The 18897-nt window shown below is 60.7% G+C and carries 17 protein-coding genes; 7 read left to right on the forward strand and 10 right to left on the reverse strand.

Translation table 11 applies throughout. The annotated features are described in order from the left end of the window. Nucleotides 1-94: 94 nt before the first annotated feature. On the forward strand, nucleotides 95-1732 hold the full coding sequence (locus QRN70_RS10725; RefSeq protein WP_285417564.1) for a S8 family peptidase: 1638 nt from the start codon (nucleotides 95-97) through the stop codon (nucleotides 1730-1732). Between the two features lie 56 nt (nucleotides 1733-1788). Here QRN70_RS10725 and QRN70_RS10730 read toward each other — a convergent pair whose 3' ends face one another. The 4 genes from QRN70_RS10730 to QRN70_RS10745 form a co-directional block, all read right to left on the reverse strand. Next, nucleotides 1789-2553, reverse strand: a complete 765-nt coding sequence (locus QRN70_RS10730; RefSeq protein ID WP_003221897.1) for an amino acid ABC transporter ATP-binding protein — start codon at nucleotides 2551-2553, stop codon at nucleotides 1789-1791. Between the two features lie 13 nt (nucleotides 2554-2566). Further along, a complete protein-coding gene (locus tag QRN70_RS10735; RefSeq protein WP_285417565.1) occupies nucleotides 2567-3664 on the reverse strand; it encodes an amino acid ABC transporter permease in 1098 nt (365 codons plus the stop codon). Between the two features lie 10 nt (nucleotides 3665-3674). Further along, the gene (locus QRN70_RS10740) at nucleotides 3675-4856 is read right to left on the reverse strand and encodes an amino acid ABC transporter permease (protein ID WP_285417567.1); all 1182 of its coding nucleotides are present in this window, start codon (nucleotides 4854-4856) and stop codon (nucleotides 3675-3677) included. A 65-nt stretch (nucleotides 4857-4921) separates the two neighbouring features. Then, nucleotides 4922-5953, reverse strand: a complete 1032-nt coding sequence (locus tag QRN70_RS10745) for an amino acid ABC transporter substrate-binding protein (protein WP_285417568.1) — start codon at nucleotides 5951-5953, stop codon at nucleotides 4922-4924. Between the two features lie 468 nt (nucleotides 5954-6421). Between QRN70_RS10745 and QRN70_RS10750 the strand changes: the two genes are divergently transcribed. The 5 genes from QRN70_RS10750 (at nucleotide 6422) to QRN70_RS10770 (ending at nucleotide 11743) form a co-directional block, all read left to right on the forward strand. Continuing rightward, entirely contained in the window at nucleotides 6422-7078 is a 657-nt protein-coding gene (locus QRN70_RS10750; RefSeq protein ID WP_285417569.1) for an alpha/beta hydrolase, read from the forward strand. A 97-nt stretch (nucleotides 7079-7175) separates the two neighbouring features. Continuing rightward, on the forward strand, nucleotides 7176-8666 hold the full coding sequence (rhlB, locus tag QRN70_RS10755) for an ATP-dependent RNA helicase RhlB (RefSeq protein ID WP_285417570.1): 1491 nt from the start codon (nucleotides 7176-7178) through the stop codon (nucleotides 8664-8666). Nucleotides 8667-8804: 138 nt separating this feature from the next. After that, nucleotides 8805-9749, forward strand: a complete 945-nt coding sequence (locus tag QRN70_RS10760) for an ornithine cyclodeaminase family protein (RefSeq protein WP_285417572.1) — start codon at nucleotides 8805-8807, stop codon at nucleotides 9747-9749. Nucleotides 9750-9880: 131 nt separating this feature from the next. Next, nucleotides 9881-11008: an NAD(P)/FAD-dependent oxidoreductase gene (locus QRN70_RS10765; protein WP_285417573.1), complete on the forward strand. Its 1128-nt coding sequence runs from the start codon at nucleotides 9881-9883 to the stop codon at nucleotides 11006-11008. A 93-nt stretch (nucleotides 11009-11101) separates the two neighbouring features. After that, the gene (locus QRN70_RS10770; RefSeq protein WP_285417575.1) at nucleotides 11102-11743 is read left to right on the forward strand and encodes a helix-turn-helix transcriptional regulator; all 642 of its coding nucleotides are present in this window, start codon (nucleotides 11102-11104) and stop codon (nucleotides 11741-11743) included. Between the two features lie 345 nt (nucleotides 11744-12088). Here the strand turns inward: QRN70_RS10770 and aotJ are convergent, their stop codons facing one another. The 6 genes from aotJ to QRN70_RS10800 all read right to left on the reverse strand — a co-directional run bounded on the left by aotJ (nucleotide 12089) and on the right by QRN70_RS10800 (nucleotide 17355). Further along, nucleotides 12089-12865, reverse strand: a complete 777-nt coding sequence (gene aotJ, locus QRN70_RS10775) for an L-arginine-binding protein AotJ (protein WP_285417577.1) — start codon at nucleotides 12863-12865, stop codon at nucleotides 12089-12091. Between the two features lie 273 nt (nucleotides 12866-13138). After that, nucleotides 13139-13591, reverse strand: a complete 453-nt coding sequence (gene moaE, locus QRN70_RS10780) for a molybdopterin synthase catalytic subunit MoaE (protein ID WP_285417579.1) — start codon at nucleotides 13589-13591, stop codon at nucleotides 13139-13141. Nucleotides 13592-13594: 3 nt separating this feature from the next. Then, nucleotides 13595-13837, reverse strand: coding sequence for a molybdopterin converting factor subunit 1 (moaD, locus tag QRN70_RS10785; protein ID WP_285417581.1), 243 nt, complete (start codon nucleotides 13835-13837; stop codon nucleotides 13595-13597). Then, the gene (gene moaC, locus QRN70_RS10790) at nucleotides 13834-14307 is read right to left on the reverse strand and encodes a cyclic pyranopterin monophosphate synthase MoaC (protein WP_285417582.1); all 474 of its coding nucleotides are present in this window, start codon (nucleotides 14305-14307) and stop codon (nucleotides 13834-13836) included. Before moaC ends, moaD begins: the two co-directional genes overlap by 4 nt. Nucleotides 14308-14546: 239 nt before the next feature. Then, nucleotides 14547-15941, reverse strand: coding sequence for a PhoH family protein (locus tag QRN70_RS10795; RefSeq protein WP_285417584.1), 1395 nt, complete (start codon nucleotides 15939-15941; stop codon nucleotides 14547-14549). A 337-nt stretch (nucleotides 15942-16278) separates the two neighbouring features. Next, a complete protein-coding gene (locus QRN70_RS10800; RefSeq protein ID WP_502941572.1) occupies nucleotides 16279-17355 on the reverse strand; it encodes a polysaccharide deacetylase family protein in 1077 nt (358 codons plus the stop codon). A gap of 313 nt (nucleotides 17356-17668) precedes the next feature. Here QRN70_RS10800 and yaaA point away from each other — a divergent pair, with 313 nt between their 5' ends. After that, nucleotides 17669-18448, forward strand: a complete 780-nt coding sequence (gene yaaA, locus QRN70_RS10805) for a peroxide stress protein YaaA (protein WP_285417588.1) — start codon at nucleotides 17669-17671, stop codon at nucleotides 18446-18448. The last annotated feature ends 449 nt before the right edge of the window (nucleotides 18449-18897 follow it).

The following is an 18897-nucleotide window of genomic DNA, read 5'->3' on the forward strand; positions in this document are numbered from 1 at the left end:
AACCGACATCACTGGCGGACGCTGGACTGCAGACTTCGGAAATTGAATTGAGGGCGTTTTGTCCCGTCATTATCCAAAGGAAGATGCAAAGCTCATGGTAGAAGTCAATTTCGGCAAGCAGCAGGACCGTCCATTTGTCCTGGAGAAAAATCGCCAGTTACTGGCCGTCCGCAGCCACGCGGGAAAGCAGCTGGCCCAAACGCTTTGCTGCGAATCCGCTCACGCAGCGCTGGAAGGTTGCGAGCTGTTGCTGCATGTCGAGGACGCTGATGTGCAGGTTTTCAAACTGCCTCGGCACTCGGACGCAGCGCAACGCAAGACGCTGTTACGCGAATTGCCTGACGTGCGCTTCGCAGGCAGTGTGCTGGTGGACCCCATGACTCAGGAGCCGGTCCTCTATACCGAAAATATCTTTTTGAAGTTCATCGATTCGCTGAAAGCCACTGAATGCATGGTCATACTTGAAGAGCTGGGCCTGATGATCAAACAACAAGTGCCTTATGCGAAAAATGCCTTTTTTGTCCATCACCCCGGCACTCATGGCATCGCTACCTGCTCCCTCACAGGGAAATGGCTGGAACGCGACGAGATCGAGTACTGCCACCCGGAATTGCTGCGACAGGGTCAACGCCGAGCGATCCATGCCAATCAGTGGCACCTGAAGAAAACCACCGTGACCTATCAGGTTGAAATCGATGCGAGCGCCAACGTCGAAGCCGCCCATGAACTCGCGCAGGGCGAAGGCATCGTCATCGCCGTTATCGATGACGCGTTCGATATTGACCATCCCGAATTTTCCGGAGAAGGCAAAGTTGTCGGTGCAAAGAACTTTGACCGACGTAACGCCAAAGGGGGCCCGCGCCCACTGAACGCCCAGGAACGCCACGGTACGGCCGCTGCCGGAGTGGCTTGCGCCAATGGTGCGGATGGCGCCAGCGGCGTCGCCCCCAAAGCCAGCCTGATGCCGTTGAAGCTCACCAAACCCTTGGGAGCACGCGCGGAGGCCGACGCCTTTTTCTGGGCTGCCGATCAGGGGGCCGACATCATCTCCTGCAGTTGGGGGCCAGCTGAAGGTCATTGGGCCGACCCGGCCGACCCGCGTCATACGCAGGTGTTTCCACTGGCTGCCAGCACACGGCTGGCAATCGAATACGCCGCCACCAAGGGCCGCAACGGCAAAGGCTGTGTAATTTTCTTTGGCGCGGGAAACGGTAACGAATGCGCCGATAACGATGGCTACTCCAGCCACCCCCACGTGATTGCGGTAGGTGCCTGCAATGATCAGAACCGGCGCAGTGCCTACAGCGATTACGGCAAATCACTCTGGTGCTGCTTTCCCAGCGGAGATCAGCAACACCCCGATCCGAAGTTCAAACCTGCAACCTCGATCCCGCAGACCCGGGGTATCCGAACCACCGACTTGAGCGCAAAGTTTGCCGCAGCAACATTGCCGGCTTACATCGACTCCTTCAGCGGCACCTCCAGCGCCTGCCCCGGCGCCGCGGGCATCGCTGCACTAGTGCTCGGAGTCAACCCCGACCTTGATCGCTCTGCGGTACGGAAGATACTTGCCGATTGCTGCGACAAGATCGGTCACACCGACGACGGGCCACTCGGTCAATACGATGAAAAAGGCCATAGCCACTATTACGGGCATGGGCGCCTCAATGCATTGCGGGCGGTGCAAATCGCCCTGGAGCTCAAAGCCAACGCCGGTTCACTCGCACCATGAAAAAAGCCCCGCCGGGTGTCCGGCGGGGCTTTATCGTTCACTCAGCTTTCACGCAATCAATGCAGGATCTGGCTCAGGAACAGCTTGGTGCGGTCATTCTGCGGATTGTCGAAGAAGTCGTTCGGTGCCGCCTGTTCGACGATTTCGCCTTTGTCCATGAAGATCACGCGGTTGGCCACGGTGCGGGCGAAGCCCATTTCGTGGGTCACGCAGAGCATGGTCATGCCGTCTTCGGCAAGGCCGATCATGGTGTCCAGCACCTCTTTGACCATCTCCGGGTCGAGCGCCGAGGTCGGTTCGTCGAACAGCATGATTTTCGGTTTCATGCACAGCGCGCGGGCAATCGCCACACGCTGCTGCTGGCCGCCGGACAGTTGCCCCGGGAACTTGTGCGCCTGCTCCGGAATGCGTACGCGCTCCAGGTAATGCATGGCGATTTCCTCGGCCTTGCGCTTGGGCATCTTGCGCACCCACATCGGCGCCAGGGTGCAGTTCTGCAGGATGGTCAGGTGCGGGAACAAGTTGAAGTGCTGGAACACCATGCCGACTTCACGGCGGATCGCTTCGATCTGCTTGAGGTCGTTGGTCAGCTCCACGCCGTCGACCACGATGCGGCCCTGCTGGTGTTCTTCCAGACGGTTGAGGCAGCGGATGGTGGTCGATTTGCCGGAACCCGACGGGCCACACAGGACGATACGCTCGCCCTGCTTGACGTTGAGGTTGATGTCTTTGAGCACGTGGAACTGGCCGTACCATTTGTTCACGCCCTGCATCTGGATGATGCCTTCAGGGCCCACAGGCTTTTTGATTGCTTCGCTCATTTACAGAGAACTCCTAACGCTTGTGGCCAGTGTCGAGCTTGCGTTCCAGGTGCATGGAATAGCGCGACATACCAAAACAGAAAATCCAGAACACCAGGGCGGCGAACACGTAGCCTTCGGTGGCCATGCCCAGCCATTTCGGATCGGCAGCGGCTTGCTTGACACTGTTGAGCAGGTCGAAGAGGCCGATGATGATCACCAGGCTGGTGTCCTTGAACAGCGCAATGAAGGTGTTGACGATGCCGGGAATCACCAGCTTCAGGGCTTGCGGCAGAATCACCAGGCCCATGGCGCGCCAGTAACCGAGGCCCATCGCGGCGGCGGCTTCGTACTGACCTTTGGGGATCGCTTGCAGACCGCCGCGCACCACTTCGGCGACATAGGCCGACTGGAACAGGATCACGCCGATCAGCGCCCGCAGCAGCTTGTCGAAGTTCATGCCTTCGGGCAGGAACAGCGGCAGCATCACCGACGACATGAACAGCACGGTGATCAGCGGCACGCCGCGCCAGAACTCGATGAAGGTCACGCAGACCACGCGGATCGCCGGCATGTTCGAACGCCGGCCCAGTGCCAGGATGATCCCCAGCGGCAAGGCGCCGGCAATGCCCACGGTGGCAATCACCAGGGTCAGCATCAGGCCGCCCCACTGGCTGGTCGCCACGGCGCTCAGGCCGAATACGCCGCCATGCAGCAGGCACCAGGCAACGATCGGGTAGACCACCAGGAAGCTCAGCCCGTACACCGCTTTACGCGGGAAGCGCGAGATGAACAGCGGTGCCACGCCGATGACCGCCAGCCACACGGTCAGGTCGACGCGCCAGCGCAGGTCCGCCGGGTAGTAGCCGTACATGAACTGGCCGAAACGCTGCTGGATGAACACCCAGCAGGCGCCGTCCTTGGTGCAGTCGGCGCGCGTGGTGCCGACCCAGTTGGCATCGAGAATCGCCCAGCTGAGGATCGGTGGGACCACCAGGTAGATCAGGTAGAACGCAAACAGGGTCAGCAGGGTGTTGAGCCAGCTGGAGAACATGTTCGCGCGCATCCACGCCACCACGCCGATGCTGCTGCTCGGTGGAGGCATGTCGGGTTTGAAAGTATGAGTACTCATGCGCTTTTCCTTACCGCTCGATCAGCGCAATGCGCTTGTTGTACCAGTTCATCAGCAGGGAAATGCTGATACTGATCGCCAGGTACACGCTCATGGTGATGGCAATGACTTCGATGGCCTGGCCGGTCTGGTTGAGCACGGTGCCGGCGAACAGCGAAACCATTTCCGGGTAACCGATACCGGCCGCCAGCGAGGAGTTCTTCGCCAGGTTCAGGTATTGGCTGGTCAGCGGCGGAATGATCACCCGCAAGGCTTGCGGAATGATCACCTTGCGCAGGGTCGGGCCGTTGCGCAGGCCGAGGGAGCGGGCAGCTTCCGTCTGGCCATGGCTGACCGACTTGATCCCGGAACGCACGATTTCGGCGATGAACGCCGCGGTGTACACGGTCAGGGCCAGGGTCAACGCCAGCAGTTCCGGGATCAGCACCCAGCCGCCGACGAAGTTGAAGCCTTTGAGCTGCGGCATTTCCCAATGCAGCGGCGCGCCGAAGATCAGCGCGCACAAGGTCGGGATCACCAGCAGGAGCGCCAGGCCGGTCCAGAACTTGTGGAACGGTACACCGGTGTCCTCGAAGCGCTTGTTGGCCCAGCGGCACATCAGCACGACCGCGACGATGGCCACCACGATGCTGATCGCGAACGCCCAGAAGCCGTCGGCCATCAGCGCCGCCGGCATGTTCAGGCCGCGGCTGCTGACGAAGAAGGTGTCACCGAAGTTGTGGCTGTTGCGCGGTCCCGGCATGGTCAGGAACACCGCGAAGTACCAGAACAGGATTTGCAGCAGCGGCGGAATGTTGCGGAACACTTCCACATACACGGTCGCCAGTTTGCTGATGATCCAGTTCGGCGACAGCCGCGCGACACCGATGATGAAACCCAGCAGGGTCGCCAGGATCACGCCGATGAAGGTCACCAGCAAGGTGTTGAGCAGACCGATCACGAACACGCGGGCATAGCTGTCCGCTTCGGTGTAGGCGATCAGGTGTTGAGCGATGCCGAACCCGGCACTGCGCTCGAGAAAGTCGAAACCGGAGGTGATGCCCCGATGTTGAAGGTTGGTCTGGGTGTTGTCGAACAGATACCAGCCCATGGCGACCACCGCCACAACGGTGATGATCTGAAACAGCCACGCACGCACACGTGGATCGCTGAGGCTGAGCCTCTGCTTTGGTGCGCCGATTGAATTTTGCATGAAGTGCCCCGGAAGAAATGGAACAGAACATCACCCGGCGGTTGGCCCGCCGGGTGATAGAACCATTAGCGCACTGGTGGTGCGTACTGAATGCCGCCGTTGTTCCACAGCGCGTTCAGGCCACGGTCGATTTCCAGCGGAGTGCTCTTGCCGAGGTTTTTCTCGAAGATTTCGCCGTAGTTACCGACCTGGGAAACGATTTTCACCACCCAGTCCTTCGGCAGTTTCAGGTCCTTGCCGTATTCACCGTCAGCACCCAGCAGACGGGCGACGTCCGGGTTCTTGGTGGACTTGGCTTCGTCCAGGACGTTTTTCGAAGTCACGCCGGCTTCTTCGGCGTTGAGCAGCGCGTAGCCGACCCAGCGCACGATCGCCAGCCACTCGTCGTCGCCGTTACGCACGACCGGACCCAGCGGCTCCTTGGAAATGGTTTCCGGCAGCACCACGTAGTCCTTCGGCGAGGCCAGCTTGCTGCGCTGGGCGAACAGCTGGGACTTGTCGGAGGTCAGCACGTCGCAACGGCCGGATTCCAGCGACTTGGCGCTTTCATCGGAGGTGTCGAAAGTGATCGGGGTGTACTTCAGGCCATTGGCGCGGAAGTAGTCGGAGACGTTCAGTTCGGTGGTGGTACCGGCCTGGATGCAGATGGTCGCGCCATCCAGTTCCTTGGCACTTTTCACGCCCAGCTTGTTGTTGGCCAGGAAGCCCACGCCGTCGTAGTAAGTGATGAAGCCAGGGAATTTCAGGCCCATGCCGGCGTCACGCGAGCTGGTCATGGTGGTGTTGCGCGACAGGATGTCGATCTCGCCGGACTGCAGCGCGGTGAAGCGCTCCTTGGCGTTCAACTGGCTGAACTTGACCTTGGTCGCGTCGCCGAATACGGCGGCGGCCACAGCGCGGCAGACGTCAGCATCGATGCCGAGGATCTTGCCGGTAGCGTCCGGAACCGAGAAACCCGGCAGACCGTCGCTCACGCCACACTGCACGAAACCTTTCTTCTGCACGGCATCCAGGGTTGCACCCGCCTGAGCGAACCCGCTGACGCCGAGTACTGCTGCAGCAGTCACGACCGCCAGAGTGGATTTCAACATCTTCATTCAAACCTCCAGTTTTGCTCTTGTTGTGTCGGAGCTTGAGTCCAGTCGCACCCTTTTGAGGCGTTGTTGACCCGTGTTGGCTTTTTTTGGGGTCAACCGACGTAGGACCTTCGCTATGAGTCTAGTAGGAGAAAATCCACATCATGGACAACTCACTTCTCACCATTCGGCCGAACGGGCTGTAGCCCTTTCACGTTCGCTGAGCCCGTAGCGGCCATTGGCGAACATCCATCACCGGATTCGTTGCTATCCCCTCGCGAAACGTACACTGATAGTGTTACCGCCAGGCCGGGGATGCTTCTTACAGATTCCTCCATAGCAAAGCCCGTACCACACCGGCCGCTGAAGCGATTGAGCGGCAGGTCAAGAGCAAAACTTGTACCCTTGCGACATCTTCTTAACGAATCGACCGGGCGCGCACCCGAATCACGCACTCAATGAGAGCGCCCGCACACAATTGGAGCAGCCATGACCGAGCCCTTGATTCTTCAGCCCGTTAAGCCCGCAGACGCCTGCGTGATCTGGCTGCACGGCCTCGGCGCCGACCGCTACGACTTTCTGCCGGTGGCGGAAGCCCTGCAGGAAAGCCTGCTGAGCACGCGCTTCGTCCTGCCCCAGGCACCAACGCGTCCGGTGACGATAAATGGCGGATATGCCATGCCGAGCTGGTACGACATCAAGGCCATGAGCCCGGCCCGGGCGATCGATCGCGATGAGCTGGAAGCGTCCGCCGAGCGCGTCATCGAATTGATCGAAACGCAGCGCGCCAGCGGAATAGACGCCTCGCGGATTTTCCTCGCGGGTTTTTCCCAGGGCGGTGCTGTCGTCCTGCACACGGCGTTTCTGCGCTGGCAGGGACCGTTGGGCGGCGTGTTGGCGCTGTCGACCTATGCACCGACGTTCAGCGACGAGCTGGAGCTGTCCGCCAGCCAGCAGCGGATTCCGGTGCTTTCGCTGCACGGCCAGTTCGACAACGTGGTGCAGAACGCCATGGGCCGCAGCGCCTATGAGCATTTGAAGAAGCATGGTGTCACCGTGACATGGCAGGAATACCCAATGGAGCACGAAGTGTTACCCGAAGAAATTCGCGACATTGGTGTGTGGCTGGGTGAACGCCTGCGTTGACCCGGCGGTTGAAAAGCGCCCTTTAATCCCTCCCACTACGCCGCGCCCGATTCTTGCATTACACTGGCCGGCGTACATTCCTTAACCAATTGATGAGATGACCGTGCTCAAAGCACTCAAGAAAATGTTCGGTAAAAGCGAGGCTGAGCAGCTCGCGCCAGCTCCCAGTGCGCCGTCGCACGCCCCCGGCCCTCGCAGCGAGGCCAGACCGGCCGAGCGCCAGGCGCCCGCCCCGGCAGCGAAGCGTGAACCGGCCCCCGCCCCGGCCGTGAGCGCCCCCGCCGCTGCAGCGCCCGCACCGGCCCGCAACGAAACACCGAAACCACCCCGGCCACGCCGCGAACCGAAGCCCAAGGCTCCGGTCATTCCCTGGAAACTCGAGGACTTCGTCGTCGAACCGCAGGAAGGCAAGACCCGCTTCCACGATTTCAAACTCGCTCCGGAACTGATGCACGCCATCCAGGACCTGGGCTTCCCGTACTGCACACCGATCCAGGCGCAGGTGCTGGGTTTCACCCTCGCCGGCAAAGACGCCATCGGCCGCGCGCAGACCGGCACCGGCAAGACCGCCGCGTTCCTCATCTCGATCATCACTCAGCTGCTGCAAACCCCGCCGCCAAAAGAGCGTTACATGGGCGAACCGCGAGCGTTGATCATCGCGCCGACCCGTGAGCTGGTGGTGCAGATCGCCAAGGACGCCGCCGACCTGACCAAATACACCGGTCTCAACGTGATGACGTTCGTCGGCGGCATGGACTTCGACAAGCAGCTCAAGCACCTCGAGGCGCGCCACTGCGACATCCTCGTCGCCACGCCGGGCCGCCTGCTCGACTTCAATCAGCGCGGCGACGTGCACCTGGACATGGTCGAGGTGATGGTGCTGGACGAAGCCGACCGCATGCTCGACATGGGTTTCATTCCGCAGGTGCGGCAGATCATTCGCCAGACCCCGCCGAAAAGCGAACGCCAGACCCTGCTGTTCTCCGCGACCTTCACCGACGACGTGATGAACCTGGCCAAGCAATGGACCACCGATCCGGCCATCGTCGAGATCGAAGTCACCAACGTCGCCAACGAAAACGTCGAGCAGCACATCTATGCGGTCGCCGCTGCCGACAAGTACAAGCTGCTCTACAACCTGGTCAACGACAACGGCTGGGAACGGGTGATCGTCTTCGCCAACCGCAAGGACGAAGTGCGCCGTATCGAAGAACGCCTGGTGCGTGACGGCATCAACGCCGCGCAGTTGTCGGGCGACGTGCCGCAACACAAGCGGATCAAGACCCTCGAAGGCTTCCGTGAAGGCAAGATCCGCGTGCTGGTGGCCACCGATGTCGCCGGGCGCGGCATTCACATCGACGGCATCAGCCACGTGATCAACTTCACCCTGCCGGAAGTCCCGGACGACTACGTTCACCGCATTGGCCGTACCGGTCGCGCCGGTGCCGACGGCGTGTCGATCAGCTTCGCCGGCGAGGACGACTCCTACCAGCTGCCATCCATCGAAGAGAAGCTGGGCCGCAAGATCAGCTGTGAAACGCCGCCGACGCATCTGTTGCGCGCGGTGGAGCGCAAGCGTCCGCAGTAACCGACAAGCAACAGAAAAAGCGCAGCCGGCAACGGACTGCGCTTTTTTTTCGCCCGGCTTTTTCAACAGGTGCTTGCCGTAAATATTATAAAGTCCATAATGGACAAATTAGTTTAATTTCCGCTCCCGGAGTCCGCCATGTCCGCTACGCCCTACGTGATCGACCAGACCCAGGCCCGTGCGTTGCTCGCGCAGATCGATGTCCCGCAGATCATGCGCAAACTGTTCCGCGACCTGGCGAACGGCCAGGCCGTGCAGCCCGCGCAGCAACTGGTGGAATTTCCACAGGGTGGCGGCGACTTCATCAACTATCTGGGGGTGCTGGCCGAGGACGGCGTGTACGGGGTCAAGACGTCGCCGTACATCGTCCGCGAACAAGGTCCGCTGGTGACCGCGTGGACGCTGCTGATGTCGATGCACAGCGGCCAGCCGCTGCTGCTCTGCGATGCCGGCGAGCTGACCACCGCACGTACCGCGGCGACCACGGCCGTGGCCGTCGATGCTCTCGCCCCGCTGAATGCCACACGGCTGGCGATCATCGGCAGCGGCAAGGTTGCCCAGGCCCACCTGCATTACGTGAAAACCCTGCGTGAATGGCAGAGCATCCGTATCTATGCGCCGAACCTGGGCGAAGACCGGCAAACCGCCAGCCTGCTGCAAACGCTGGACCCGCGCCTGAGCATCGCCGACAGCCGCGAAGCCGCCATCGCCGAGGCCGACGTGATCATGCTCTGCACTTCGTCCGCCGGCCCGGTGATCGACCCGGCGACCTTGAGCAAACCGGCGCTCATCACCTCGATCAGCACCAACGCCCCGCGCGCCCACGAAGTGCCGCCGCGCAGCCTCAACGACATGCAGGTGTTCTGCGACTATCGTCTGACCACGCCGGGCTCGGCGGGCGAGATGCTCATCGCCGGCGAGCAGCATGGCTGGGACAAGGCGGCCATTGTCGGCGACCTCGCCGACCTGCTCAGCGAAAAAGTGCCGCGCCCGGAATATGACCGCCACGTGTTTTTCCGCTCGATCGGCCTCGGCCTGGAAGACATTGCGCTGGCCAATGCGGTTTATCACCTTCAGAACTGATTACACACATTCCTGTAATGGCTGCCGGAGGCAGCGATCCTTTGACTTTTGCGTTTCCAAGCAAGAGCAAAGATCGCAGCCTTGTTTCACTCGACAGCGCCTGCAGGATTCTCGATAAATTGGGAGTTTTCATGAGCCAGGCAGATTTCATCATCATCGGCGGCGGGATTGCCGGCGCTTCCACCGGTTTCTGGCTGTCGCCCCACGGCAAGGTGATTGTCCTCGAACGCGAGTCGCACCCCGCCTACCACTCCACCGGCCGCTCGGCCGCACTGTTCACCGCCGCCTACGGCACGCCGCAGGTGCGCGCCCTGACCCAGGCCAGCCGCGCCTTTTTCGACCATCCGCCGAGCGGATTCTGCGAACATCCGCTGCTGACCCCGCGCGGCGAAATGACCGTGGATTTCAATGGTGATGCCGCCGAGCTGAACAATCAGTACCTCAGCGCCAAGGCCACGGTGCCGCAGATGCAACTGCTCAGCGCCGACGAAGCCTGCGCACGCCTGCCGATCCTGCGCCGGGAAAAGGTCCACGGCGCGATCTACGACCCGTCCGCCAGCGACATCGACACCGACGCGCTGCACCAGGGCTACTTGCGCGGTATCCGCCGTAACGCCGGCGAAGTCCACACCGATTGCGAGGTGCTGAGTCTGAACCGCGACGCCGAGGGCCTGTGGCAGGTGCAAACCAACGGCCAGACCTTCAGCGCCCCCGTGGTGATCAACGCTGCCGGCGCCTGGGCCGACAAGATCGGCGAACTGGCGGGCGCCCGGCCACTGGGCCTGCAACCGAAACGCCGCGCCGCGTTCATTTTCGCCGGTCCCGAAGGCGTCGACATCCACCACTGGCCGATGCTGGTGAGCCTCGACGAATCGTTCTACATGAAACCCGATGCCGGCATGTTCCTCGGCTCGCCGGCCAACGCCGACCCGGTCGAACCGCACGACGTGCAGCCGGAAGAACTCGACATCGCCATGGGCATCTACCAGATCGAAGAGGCCACCACCCTGACCATCCGCCGTCCGACCCGCACCTGGGCCGGCCTGCGCAGCTTTGTCGCCGACGGTGACCTGCTGGCCGGTTTCGACCCGCAGGTGCCGGGGCTGTTCTGGGTTGCGGCCCAGGGCGGCTACGGCATCCAGACGTCACCGGCGATGGGCCAGGCCAGTGCGGCGCTGGTGCGTGGCCTGCCGCTGCCCGAACACCTCGAACAATTCGGCCTCGACGCTGCCATGCTGTCCCCTGCCCGCCTCGCCTGAGGCTCGCCCCGGATGACGCGCCCAACGGATTGCGGCACACTCGCAACGCCCCCGGAACACGGGGGCATTGACGCTGCCTGGAGCTCCACTGTCATGACCGCCTCCGAATCCGCTACCGCGCTGCACGACGCCGCGCTGGACAACTTTCGCGCCATCGCCGATGCCATCGCCACGCTGTTCTTTCCCCACGCCGAAGTGGTGCTGCACGACCTGCGCACGCAGAAGGTCGACTACATCGCCAACAACCTGTCCAAGCGCGAAATCGGCGATGACTCGGCGCTGGAGGACATGCTCAGCGACGACGTCAGCGAGCGCAACATCGGCCCGTACGAAAAGCTCAACTGGGACGGTCAGAAGATTCGCAGCCTGAGCACCGTGCTGCGCGACAGTGGCGGCCATCCGCTGGCGGTGCTGTGCATCAACCTGAATATTTCACTGTTCGAGAATGCCAAGGCGGCGCTGGACCTGTTCCTCTCGCCAAGCAAACTGATCCCGCAACCGGACTCGCTGTTTCGCGATGACTGGCAGGAGCGCATCAACACCTTCCTGCACAACTGGCTGCGCGAGCGGCAATTGAGCCTGAATCTGCTGACCCGCGACCACAAACGCGAACTGGTGCTGGCGCTGCACGCCGAGGGCGCGTTCAAGGGCAAGAGCGCCTCGAACTACGTGGCCAATGTGCTGAACATGGGCCGGGCGACGGTGTACAAGCATTTGAAGGAACTGAAGATCTGAAGATCTGAAGATCTGAAGACCTTCATTGACGGTTCCGGCCTCTTCGCTGGCAAGCCAGCTCCCACAGTTTTTGGGTGTACACAAAGTCTGTGCACGACTCGATCACTGTGGGAGCTGGCTTGCCAGCTCCCACAGTTTTTTGGGTGTACACAAAATCTGTGCACGACTCGATCACTGTGGGGGCTGGCTTGCCAGCTCCCACAGTTTTTTGGGTGTACACAAAATCTGTGCACGACTCGATCGCTGTGGGAGCTGGCTTGCCAGCTCCCACAGTTTTTGGGTGTACACAAAATCTGTGCACGACTCGATCACCGTGGGAGCTGGCTTGCCAGCGAAAGCGGGCTATCAGTCGCCGTAGATGTCGGACTTGAAGTACTTCTGGGAAATCTTCTGGTACTCGCCACTGGCGCGAATACCGTCAATGGCGCTGTTCAACTGGCTGACCAGCTCGGTATTGCCCTTGCGCACGGCAATCCCGGCGCCCTCGCCGACGTACTTCGGATCCTTGAGCTCCGGCCCGACAAAGGCGTAACCCTTGCCCCGCGGCATCGCCAGGAAGTCGCTCAGGGGAATGGTGTCGGCAAAAATCGCATCGAGACGCCCGGCCGCCAGGTCCATGTAGATCTCTTCGTTGTTGCCATAACGCTTGACGTTGATGCCCTTGGGTTCGAACACCTCGGTGGCGTAGCGATCGGTGGTGGTGGCGCGCTGCACGCCGACAGTCTTGCCCTTGAGGCTGGCGTACTGGTCATCGACCGTGGCGCCTTCCTTCATCACCAGCCGCGAGGAGGTGAAATAGTATTTGTGGGTGAAGTCCACCGACTTCTTGCGGTCTTCGTTGATGGTCATGGACGACAGCGCCATGTCGATTTTCTTCACCTTCAGGGAAGGAATCAGACCGTCGAACTCACCCTCGACCCACACGCACTTGACCTGCATCTGCGCGCACAGGGCATTGCCGATGTCGTAGTCGAAACCGACGATTTCACCCTTGTCGGTCTTCGAGGCGAACGGTGGATAAGCGGCCTCGATGCCGATACGCAGGGTTTTCTCGGCGGCGAACGTGCTGCTGCACGCCAACAGGCTCAACGCCAGAGCGGTGATGAGGGAACGTTTCTTCATGGTCGTTTTCTCGCGGGTTGTTGTTGGTTTGGCAAGACAGAAGAAAAACAGCTGGAACGAGAGTTTTGTACTTGTAAATCCATACTGGACTTTTATGTACAAACCGTCAATTGGGCGAGACCGATCATTTCTGGCCGACGGTCGGTGAGGTAACCCTGAGGGAATTGGTGATTCGGCTGGCCTCTTCGCGAGCAAGCTCGCTCCCACAAGGATCATCGAAAACCTGTGGCAGCGAGCTTGCTGGCGAAGACTGACTCTGAGTCGACGGAGGAATTACGGCTTCCAGCGATCCGCCGCAGCGTGGTCGCTGTCCCGCCCCTCGACCCAGCGCGGGCCATCGCTGGTGTTCTCTTTCTTCCAGAACGGTGCGCGGGTTTTCAGGTAGTCCATGACGAAGGCGCAGGCATCGAACGCGGCCTGGCGATGGGCGCTGGCAGCGCCGACGAAGACGATCGGCTCACCCGGCTCGAGTGCGCCGATGCGGTGCAGCACTTCCAGCTTCAACAGCGGCCAGCGCTGTTCGGCCTCGACGGCGATCTTGCCGAGGGCCTTTTCGGTCATGCCCGGGTAGTGCTCGAGGAACATCCCGGCGACATCCAGGCCATCGTTGAAATCCCGCACGTAGCCGACAAAACTCACCACCGCGCCGACGCCGACATTCGCCGCGTGCATCGCGTTGACTTCGGCGCCGGGATCGAAAGGCGTGGATTGCACGCGGATCGCCATGGCTCAGCCTCCGGTCACAGTAGGGAAAAACGCCACTTCGTCACCGTCGCTGACCGGCTCGTCGAGCTGGCACAGGTCTTCGTTACGCGCGCACATCAGGTTCTGCTCGCTGAGCACTGCGGCGCCGTCACGTTGCGCGAGCAGCGCACGCACGTCATCGACGGTGGCGAAATCGCCCTCGACCGTTACCGAGTCGACGCCCAGCGCTTCACGGTAACGAGCAAAAAACTTCACCGTCAGGTTCATGGCTGCTCCGCCTGGAAGTGGCCGCTCTTGCCGCCGACTTTCTCCAGCAGGCGCACGCTTTCGATGGTCATGCCGCGGTCGACGGCCTTGCACATGTCGTAGATGGTCAGCGCGGCGACGCTGGCAGCGGTCAGCGCTTCCATCTCGACGCCGGTCTGCCCGGACAGCTTGCAGCGGGCGACGATGCGCACGCTGTCGTCACCTTCGGCACTGAGTTCGACTTTGACCCCGGTGAGCATCAGTGGGTGGCACAGGGGAATCAGGTCACTGGTCTTTTTCGCCGCCTGGATGCCGGCAATGCGCGCCACGGCGAACACGTCACCCTTGGGATGGCCGCCGCTGACGATCATCTGCAGGGTGTCGGGCAGCATGCGCACCAGCGCTTGGGCCGTCGCCTCACGGAACGTCACGGCTTTTTCGGTGACGTCGACCATGTTGGCGCGACCTTGGGAATCGAGATGAGTCAGCACGGGATTACTCCTGATCAGGAGCAGGGATTGTAAACCTGTGGGTCAAATTTCCGCATCACTGATTATGAAATCACCGTTGCCCCTGTGGGAGCGAGCTTGCTCGCGAAGGCGGTGCATCAGGCTACATCGATGGTGACTGACACACCGCATTCGCGAGCAAGCTCGCTCCCACATTGGGTTGTGTATCTATCCATAAAAAAACCGGGCAGCTGTCAGGCCGCCCGGTTTTGGGTGAAGGGTTACAAATGCGATTCGGCGTATTCGGCCAGAATCGAGCGCGGCACCCCTTGCAGGGTGATGTGCACACCGTTGGGGAAATCCTTGAAGCGTTCGGTCAGGTAGGTCAGCCCGGAGCTGGTCGCGGACAGGTAAGGGGTGTCGATCTGCGCCAGGTTGCCCAGGCACACCACTTTCGAACCGGCGCCGGCACGGGTGATGATGGTTTTCATCTGGTGCGGCGTGAGGTTCTGGCATTCGTCGATCAGGATCAGGCTCTGCTGGAAGCTGCGACCGCGAATGTAGTTGAGCGATTTGAACTGCAACGGCACTTTGCTGAGGATGTAGTCGACGCTGCCATGGGTGTTTTCGTCATCCATGTGCAAGGCTTCGAGGTTGTCGGTGATGGCGCCCAGCCACGGCTCCATTTTTTCCGCTTCGGTGCCGGGCAGGAAACCGATTTCCTGATCCAGCCCCTGCACGCTGCGGGTGGCGATGATGCGCCGGTAGCGTTTGCTGACCATGGTCTGCTCGATGGCAGCGGCCAGCGCCAGAATGGTTTTACCCGAGCCGGCGGCACCGGACAGGTTGACCAGATGAATGTCCGGATCGAGCAGCGCATACAGCGCCAGGCTCTGGTAGATGTCGCGCGGCTTGAGGCCCCAGGCTTCCTGGTGCAGCAACGGCTCCTGGTGCAGGTCGAGAATCAGCAGCTTGTCTTCCTGGATTTCCTTGATCCAGCCGACGAAGCCTTGTTCGTCGATGATGAACTCGTTGATGTGCACGGCCGGCAAGTTGTCGATCAGCTGTACCTGATGCCAGGTGCGGCCGTGGTCCTGACGGGTTTCGACCTTGCTCACGCGGTCCCAGAAGGAGCCGCTCATGTTGTGATAGCCGTTGGGCAGCAGCGACACGTCGTCGACCAGTTGGTCGGTGCTGTAGTCCTCGGCCGCAATCCCGCAGGCGCGCGCTTTCAGGCGCATGTTGATGTCTTTGGTGACCAGCACCACGGGTTTCTTCGGATCGCGGGTGTGCAGATCGATCAGTTGGTTGATGATTTTGTTGTCGTTCAGATGCTCGGGCAGAATCAGGTTCGGCTCGGCGTGCTTGCTCATCAGAATTGACAGCAAGCCCTTCGGCCCGCCCTTGCCGCGCTGGATCGGCACGCCCAGTTCGACGTCTTCCGGCGAGGCATCGCCCAGGGTCTTGTCGATCAGCCGGATGGCCTGGCGGCATTCGGCGGCCACGCTGTGATGCCCGCTCTTGAGCTTGTCCAGCTCTTCAAGCACGGTCATCGGGATCGCGACGTGGTGTTCTTCGAAATTGAGCAGAGCGTTTGGATCGTGAATCAGTACGTTGGTATCGAGTACATACAGGATTGGCTGGTTGGAGGAAGGGCTACGTCCGTGATCATCCATACTCGGTCACCTATGTCAGAGCCAGTGGACGCAATACCTTGACGGTGCTGCGCCTCGAAGTGACTGCCGAAATCTCACCTGCGGAGATTCAAGTGACTGCAAACAAACGGGTCTTGGAAGACGCCACCTGTGTTGCAGGTTTCGGCGGTCTGTCTTCGTAATACTCCAAAACCCATGACATAAAAAAGCACTTTGACGGTTTTTTTAAGTTTATTTTGCAGAGTGACGAATAGCCCTTGGCGGACTGTCCAGACCCCGCTAAAGTCGGAAGTCCGCCTGCTTCGAATTTTTCGTAAAATTCGCCCCAAGCCCAATGTTTCCGGGCTTTTGCGGTTTCTCAGCGAAACCCGTCCTGACAGTCTTCCCAGCCGATTCCGCTTTGCGCGGTTTGCGTGATCAGCCACGGCAACGCGGTCTTCACCGCATCCTGCTTCATGTTGAAATTGATCACCCCGTGACGCCACAACAGCATCAGGGTCAGCACCCGCTGCGCGCTCGGATTGCCCTTGAGCTTGCCGGCGCCGTCCTGGGCATCGATATCCCACAACGCCACCTGCAGGCCCTGGTTGTTGAAGAACGCCTGGGCATCACTGCGCCGCTGGCCATCGGGCGGACGGAACAGCGGCACGTAGTTTTCCGGCAGTTTGTTCTTCACCAGGTCGGCACTGCGCCGCACCGAGTCCTGCCAGTCCTGCCAGTGGCTGTGGGAACGGAACTCCCAGCCCTGCACGCCGACGCACTGGCGCGAGAACGCCGCTTGCAGGCTGCTCACCGGGCGTTCGCCCAGCCGCGCCTGGATATCCTTGCCCAGCATGAAGAACGTGGCGCTCAGGTTGGCCTTGCGCAGGTACTCGGCCAGCCATTCGGTATTGTCCGGCTGCAGATTGGCGGCGCTGTCGAACGTCAGCAGAAACAAGCGGTCGTGCATCTCGTCGCCGTTGCGTTCGTAGTCGCCGAAATGATCGATTTCGCTGCTGGTCTGCGGTGACAGCGCGGCTTTGCGCAACAGTTCGTCGAGGTACTGCAGATGGAAGATCCGGCTCGGCTCGGCCCACTTGATGTAATAGCTGTCGTCGCTGACCTGGAACTTGCCGGCCTGTTCGCGCAGGGTCGGCAGGTCTTCGACGAGGAAGCAGAACGAGGCGTCCTGATCGCAGCTCTGCTGGGCGAAGTTGTAGTTGACCAGCAGGCGCTGCCACAGGCGCTCGCGCAGGCTGTTGATCGCCTCCAGATTAATCGTGCGCAGGCCCAGGCGCTGCGCCATGGCCGCTTCATCGATGGACTCGGTGCCGAGCAGGCCACGGGCGAACATGAGGATTTCCGCCCGCGAGGCGACGTCGAACAGGGTCGGATTGCTCAGCTGCTCCGGCCAGGTACTGCGATCCAGCGTCGCCACATCGCCCGGTGCCGCCATGGCGCCGCAGCTCAACAGCCACGCGGTGAATAAAAGAACAATGCGCAAAGGGGTGTCTCCATCACAAAACCCGCGCGGCACTATAGCCGATCCCGGGCGATTCCCCGCAGCAATGCCGATCTCCTGTGGGAGCGAGCCCGCTCGCGAATGCAGTGTATCGGTCGACATTTATGTGAATCTGAATCCGCTTTCGCGAGCAGGCTCGCTCCCACAGGGGGTTTGAGTTAAGCCGTCGATCACCTATGGACTTGATAGCTGGAGTCATCCCCGCCAACCCCCTAGAATCGCCCCCACGATTACAGGAGACGACTTCATGCTGATGGTGATTTCCCCCGCCAAGACCCTCGACTACGAAACACCGCCGGCGACCCAGCGCTTTACCCAGCCGCAATACCTCGACCATTCCCAGGAGCTGATCCAGCAATTGCGCGAGCTGACGCCGGCGCAGATCAGCGAACTGATGCACGTTTCCGACAAGATCGGCGGTCTCAACGCCGCGCGCTTCGGCAGCTGGACGCCGGCCTTCACCCCGGACAACGCCAAGCAGGCGCTGCTGGCCTTCAAGGGTGACGTCTATACCGGGCTCGACGCCCAGTCCTTCAGCGAAGCCGATTTCGACTACGCGCAACAGCACCTGCGCATGCTCTCCGGCCTGTACGGCCTGCTGCGTCCGCTGGACCTGATGCAGGCCTATCGCCTGGAGATGGGCACCAAACTGGCCAACGCCCGTGGCAAGGATCTCTACGCATTCTGGGGCACGCGCATCAGCGAATGGCTCAACGAAGCGCTGGCCGATCAGGGCGACGGCGTGCTGCTCAACCTGGCCTCGAACGAGTACTTCTCGGCGGTGAAACGCAGCGCCCTGAACGCGCGGATCATCAATACCGAGTTCAAGGACCTGAAGAACGGCCAGTACAAGATCATCAGCTTCTACGCCAAGAAGGCCCGTGGCCTGATGAGCCGCTTCGTGATCCAGGAACGCATCAACGATCCGGCTGCCCTCAAACAGTTCGATGTGCAGGGTTACCGCTTCAGCGCCGAGCAGTCAAAACCCGAAAATCTGGTGTTCCTGCGCGACCACGCACCGGAATAAAGCATGCCCATTGCACGACTCTGCAAGCGCGGAGTCGTGCACCTCGCACGACGTCAAAAAACCCTCCCGCCTTTTCGCCGACTTATTGGCGCCATAAAAACATCAGCCCTTTTCCTAACTTTAGTTTCATTCGACAGTTGCCGTTTTTTTCAGTAGTGGCACGAAAAATTTTTTGCAGTAGTGGCACAAAAACATCTAAGCCGATTCTATCCCTGTCAATAAAGGACGAAATGCCAAGTGCTATCAATTTGAGAGCAGTGCCATCTTTGTCAATATTTCAAGAAATTTCAGATTTCGCGATGGGCGGACTGGAACTATGTCCAAATGCGTAGCTCATACCACCGGTAACGATTTTCGCCGACTTTGTGCGAGATAACTTACGCAGAGCAATTAGCCATGTAACCAAGTTGTCACAGCAACTTGCATGAATGACTAACGGGTCTGGAAAC

Source organism: Pseudomonas sp. efr-133-TYG-5, from assembly GCF_030209175.1.
In the GTDB taxonomy this organism is placed as follows: domain Bacteria; phylum Pseudomonadota; class Gammaproteobacteria; order Pseudomonadales; family Pseudomonadaceae; genus Aquipseudomonas.

Coding starts and splice junctions, on each gene's coding strand:
- QRN70_RS10725 (WP_285417564.1), top strand. CDS start 95: ATGGTAGAAGTCAATTTCGGCAAGCAGCAGGACCGTCCATTTGTCCTG.
- QRN70_RS10730 (WP_003221897.1), bottom strand. CDS start 2,553: ATGAGCGAAGCAATCAAAAAGCCTGTGGGCCCTGAAGGCATCATCCAG.
- QRN70_RS10735 (WP_285417565.1), bottom strand. CDS start 3,664: ATGAGTACTCATACTTTCAAACCCGACATGCCTCCACCGAGCAGCAGC.
- QRN70_RS10740 (WP_285417567.1), bottom strand. CDS start 4,856: ATGCAAAATTCAATCGGCGCACCAAAGCAGAGGCTCAGCCTCAGCGAT.
- QRN70_RS10745 (WP_285417568.1), bottom strand. CDS start 5,953: ATGAAGATGTTGAAATCCACTCTGGCGGTCGTGACTGCTGCAGCAGTA.
- QRN70_RS10750 (WP_285417569.1), top strand. CDS start 6,422: ATGACCGAGCCCTTGATTCTTCAGCCCGTTAAGCCCGCAGACGCCTGC.
- rhlB (WP_285417570.1), top strand. CDS start 7,176: ATGACCGTGCTCAAAGCACTCAAGAAAATGTTCGGTAAAAGCGAGGCT.
- QRN70_RS10760 (WP_285417572.1), top strand. CDS start 8,805: ATGTCCGCTACGCCCTACGTGATCGACCAGACCCAGGCCCGTGCGTTG.
- QRN70_RS10765 (WP_285417573.1), top strand. CDS start 9,881: ATGAGCCAGGCAGATTTCATCATCATCGGCGGCGGGATTGCCGGCGCT.
- QRN70_RS10770 (WP_285417575.1), top strand. CDS start 11,102: ATGACCGCCTCCGAATCCGCTACCGCGCTGCACGACGCCGCGCTGGAC.
- aotJ (WP_285417577.1), bottom strand. CDS start 12,865: ATGAAGAAACGTTCCCTCATCACCGCTCTGGCGTTGAGCCTGTTGGCG.
- moaE (WP_285417579.1), bottom strand. CDS start 13,591: ATGGCGATCCGCGTGCAATCCACGCCTTTCGATCCCGGCGCCGAAGTC.
- moaD (WP_285417581.1), bottom strand. CDS start 13,837: ATGAACCTGACGGTGAAGTTTTTTGCTCGTTACCGTGAAGCGCTGGGC.
- QRN70_RS10795 (WP_285417584.1), bottom strand. CDS start 15,941: ATGGATGATCACGGACGTAGCCCTTCCTCCAACCAGCCAATCCTGTAT.
- QRN70_RS10800 (WP_502941572.1), bottom strand. CDS start 17,355: ATGGCGGCACCGGGCGATGTGGCGACGCTGGATCGCAGTACCTGGCCG.
- yaaA (WP_285417588.1), top strand. CDS start 17,669: ATGCTGATGGTGATTTCCCCCGCCAAGACCCTCGACTACGAAACACCG.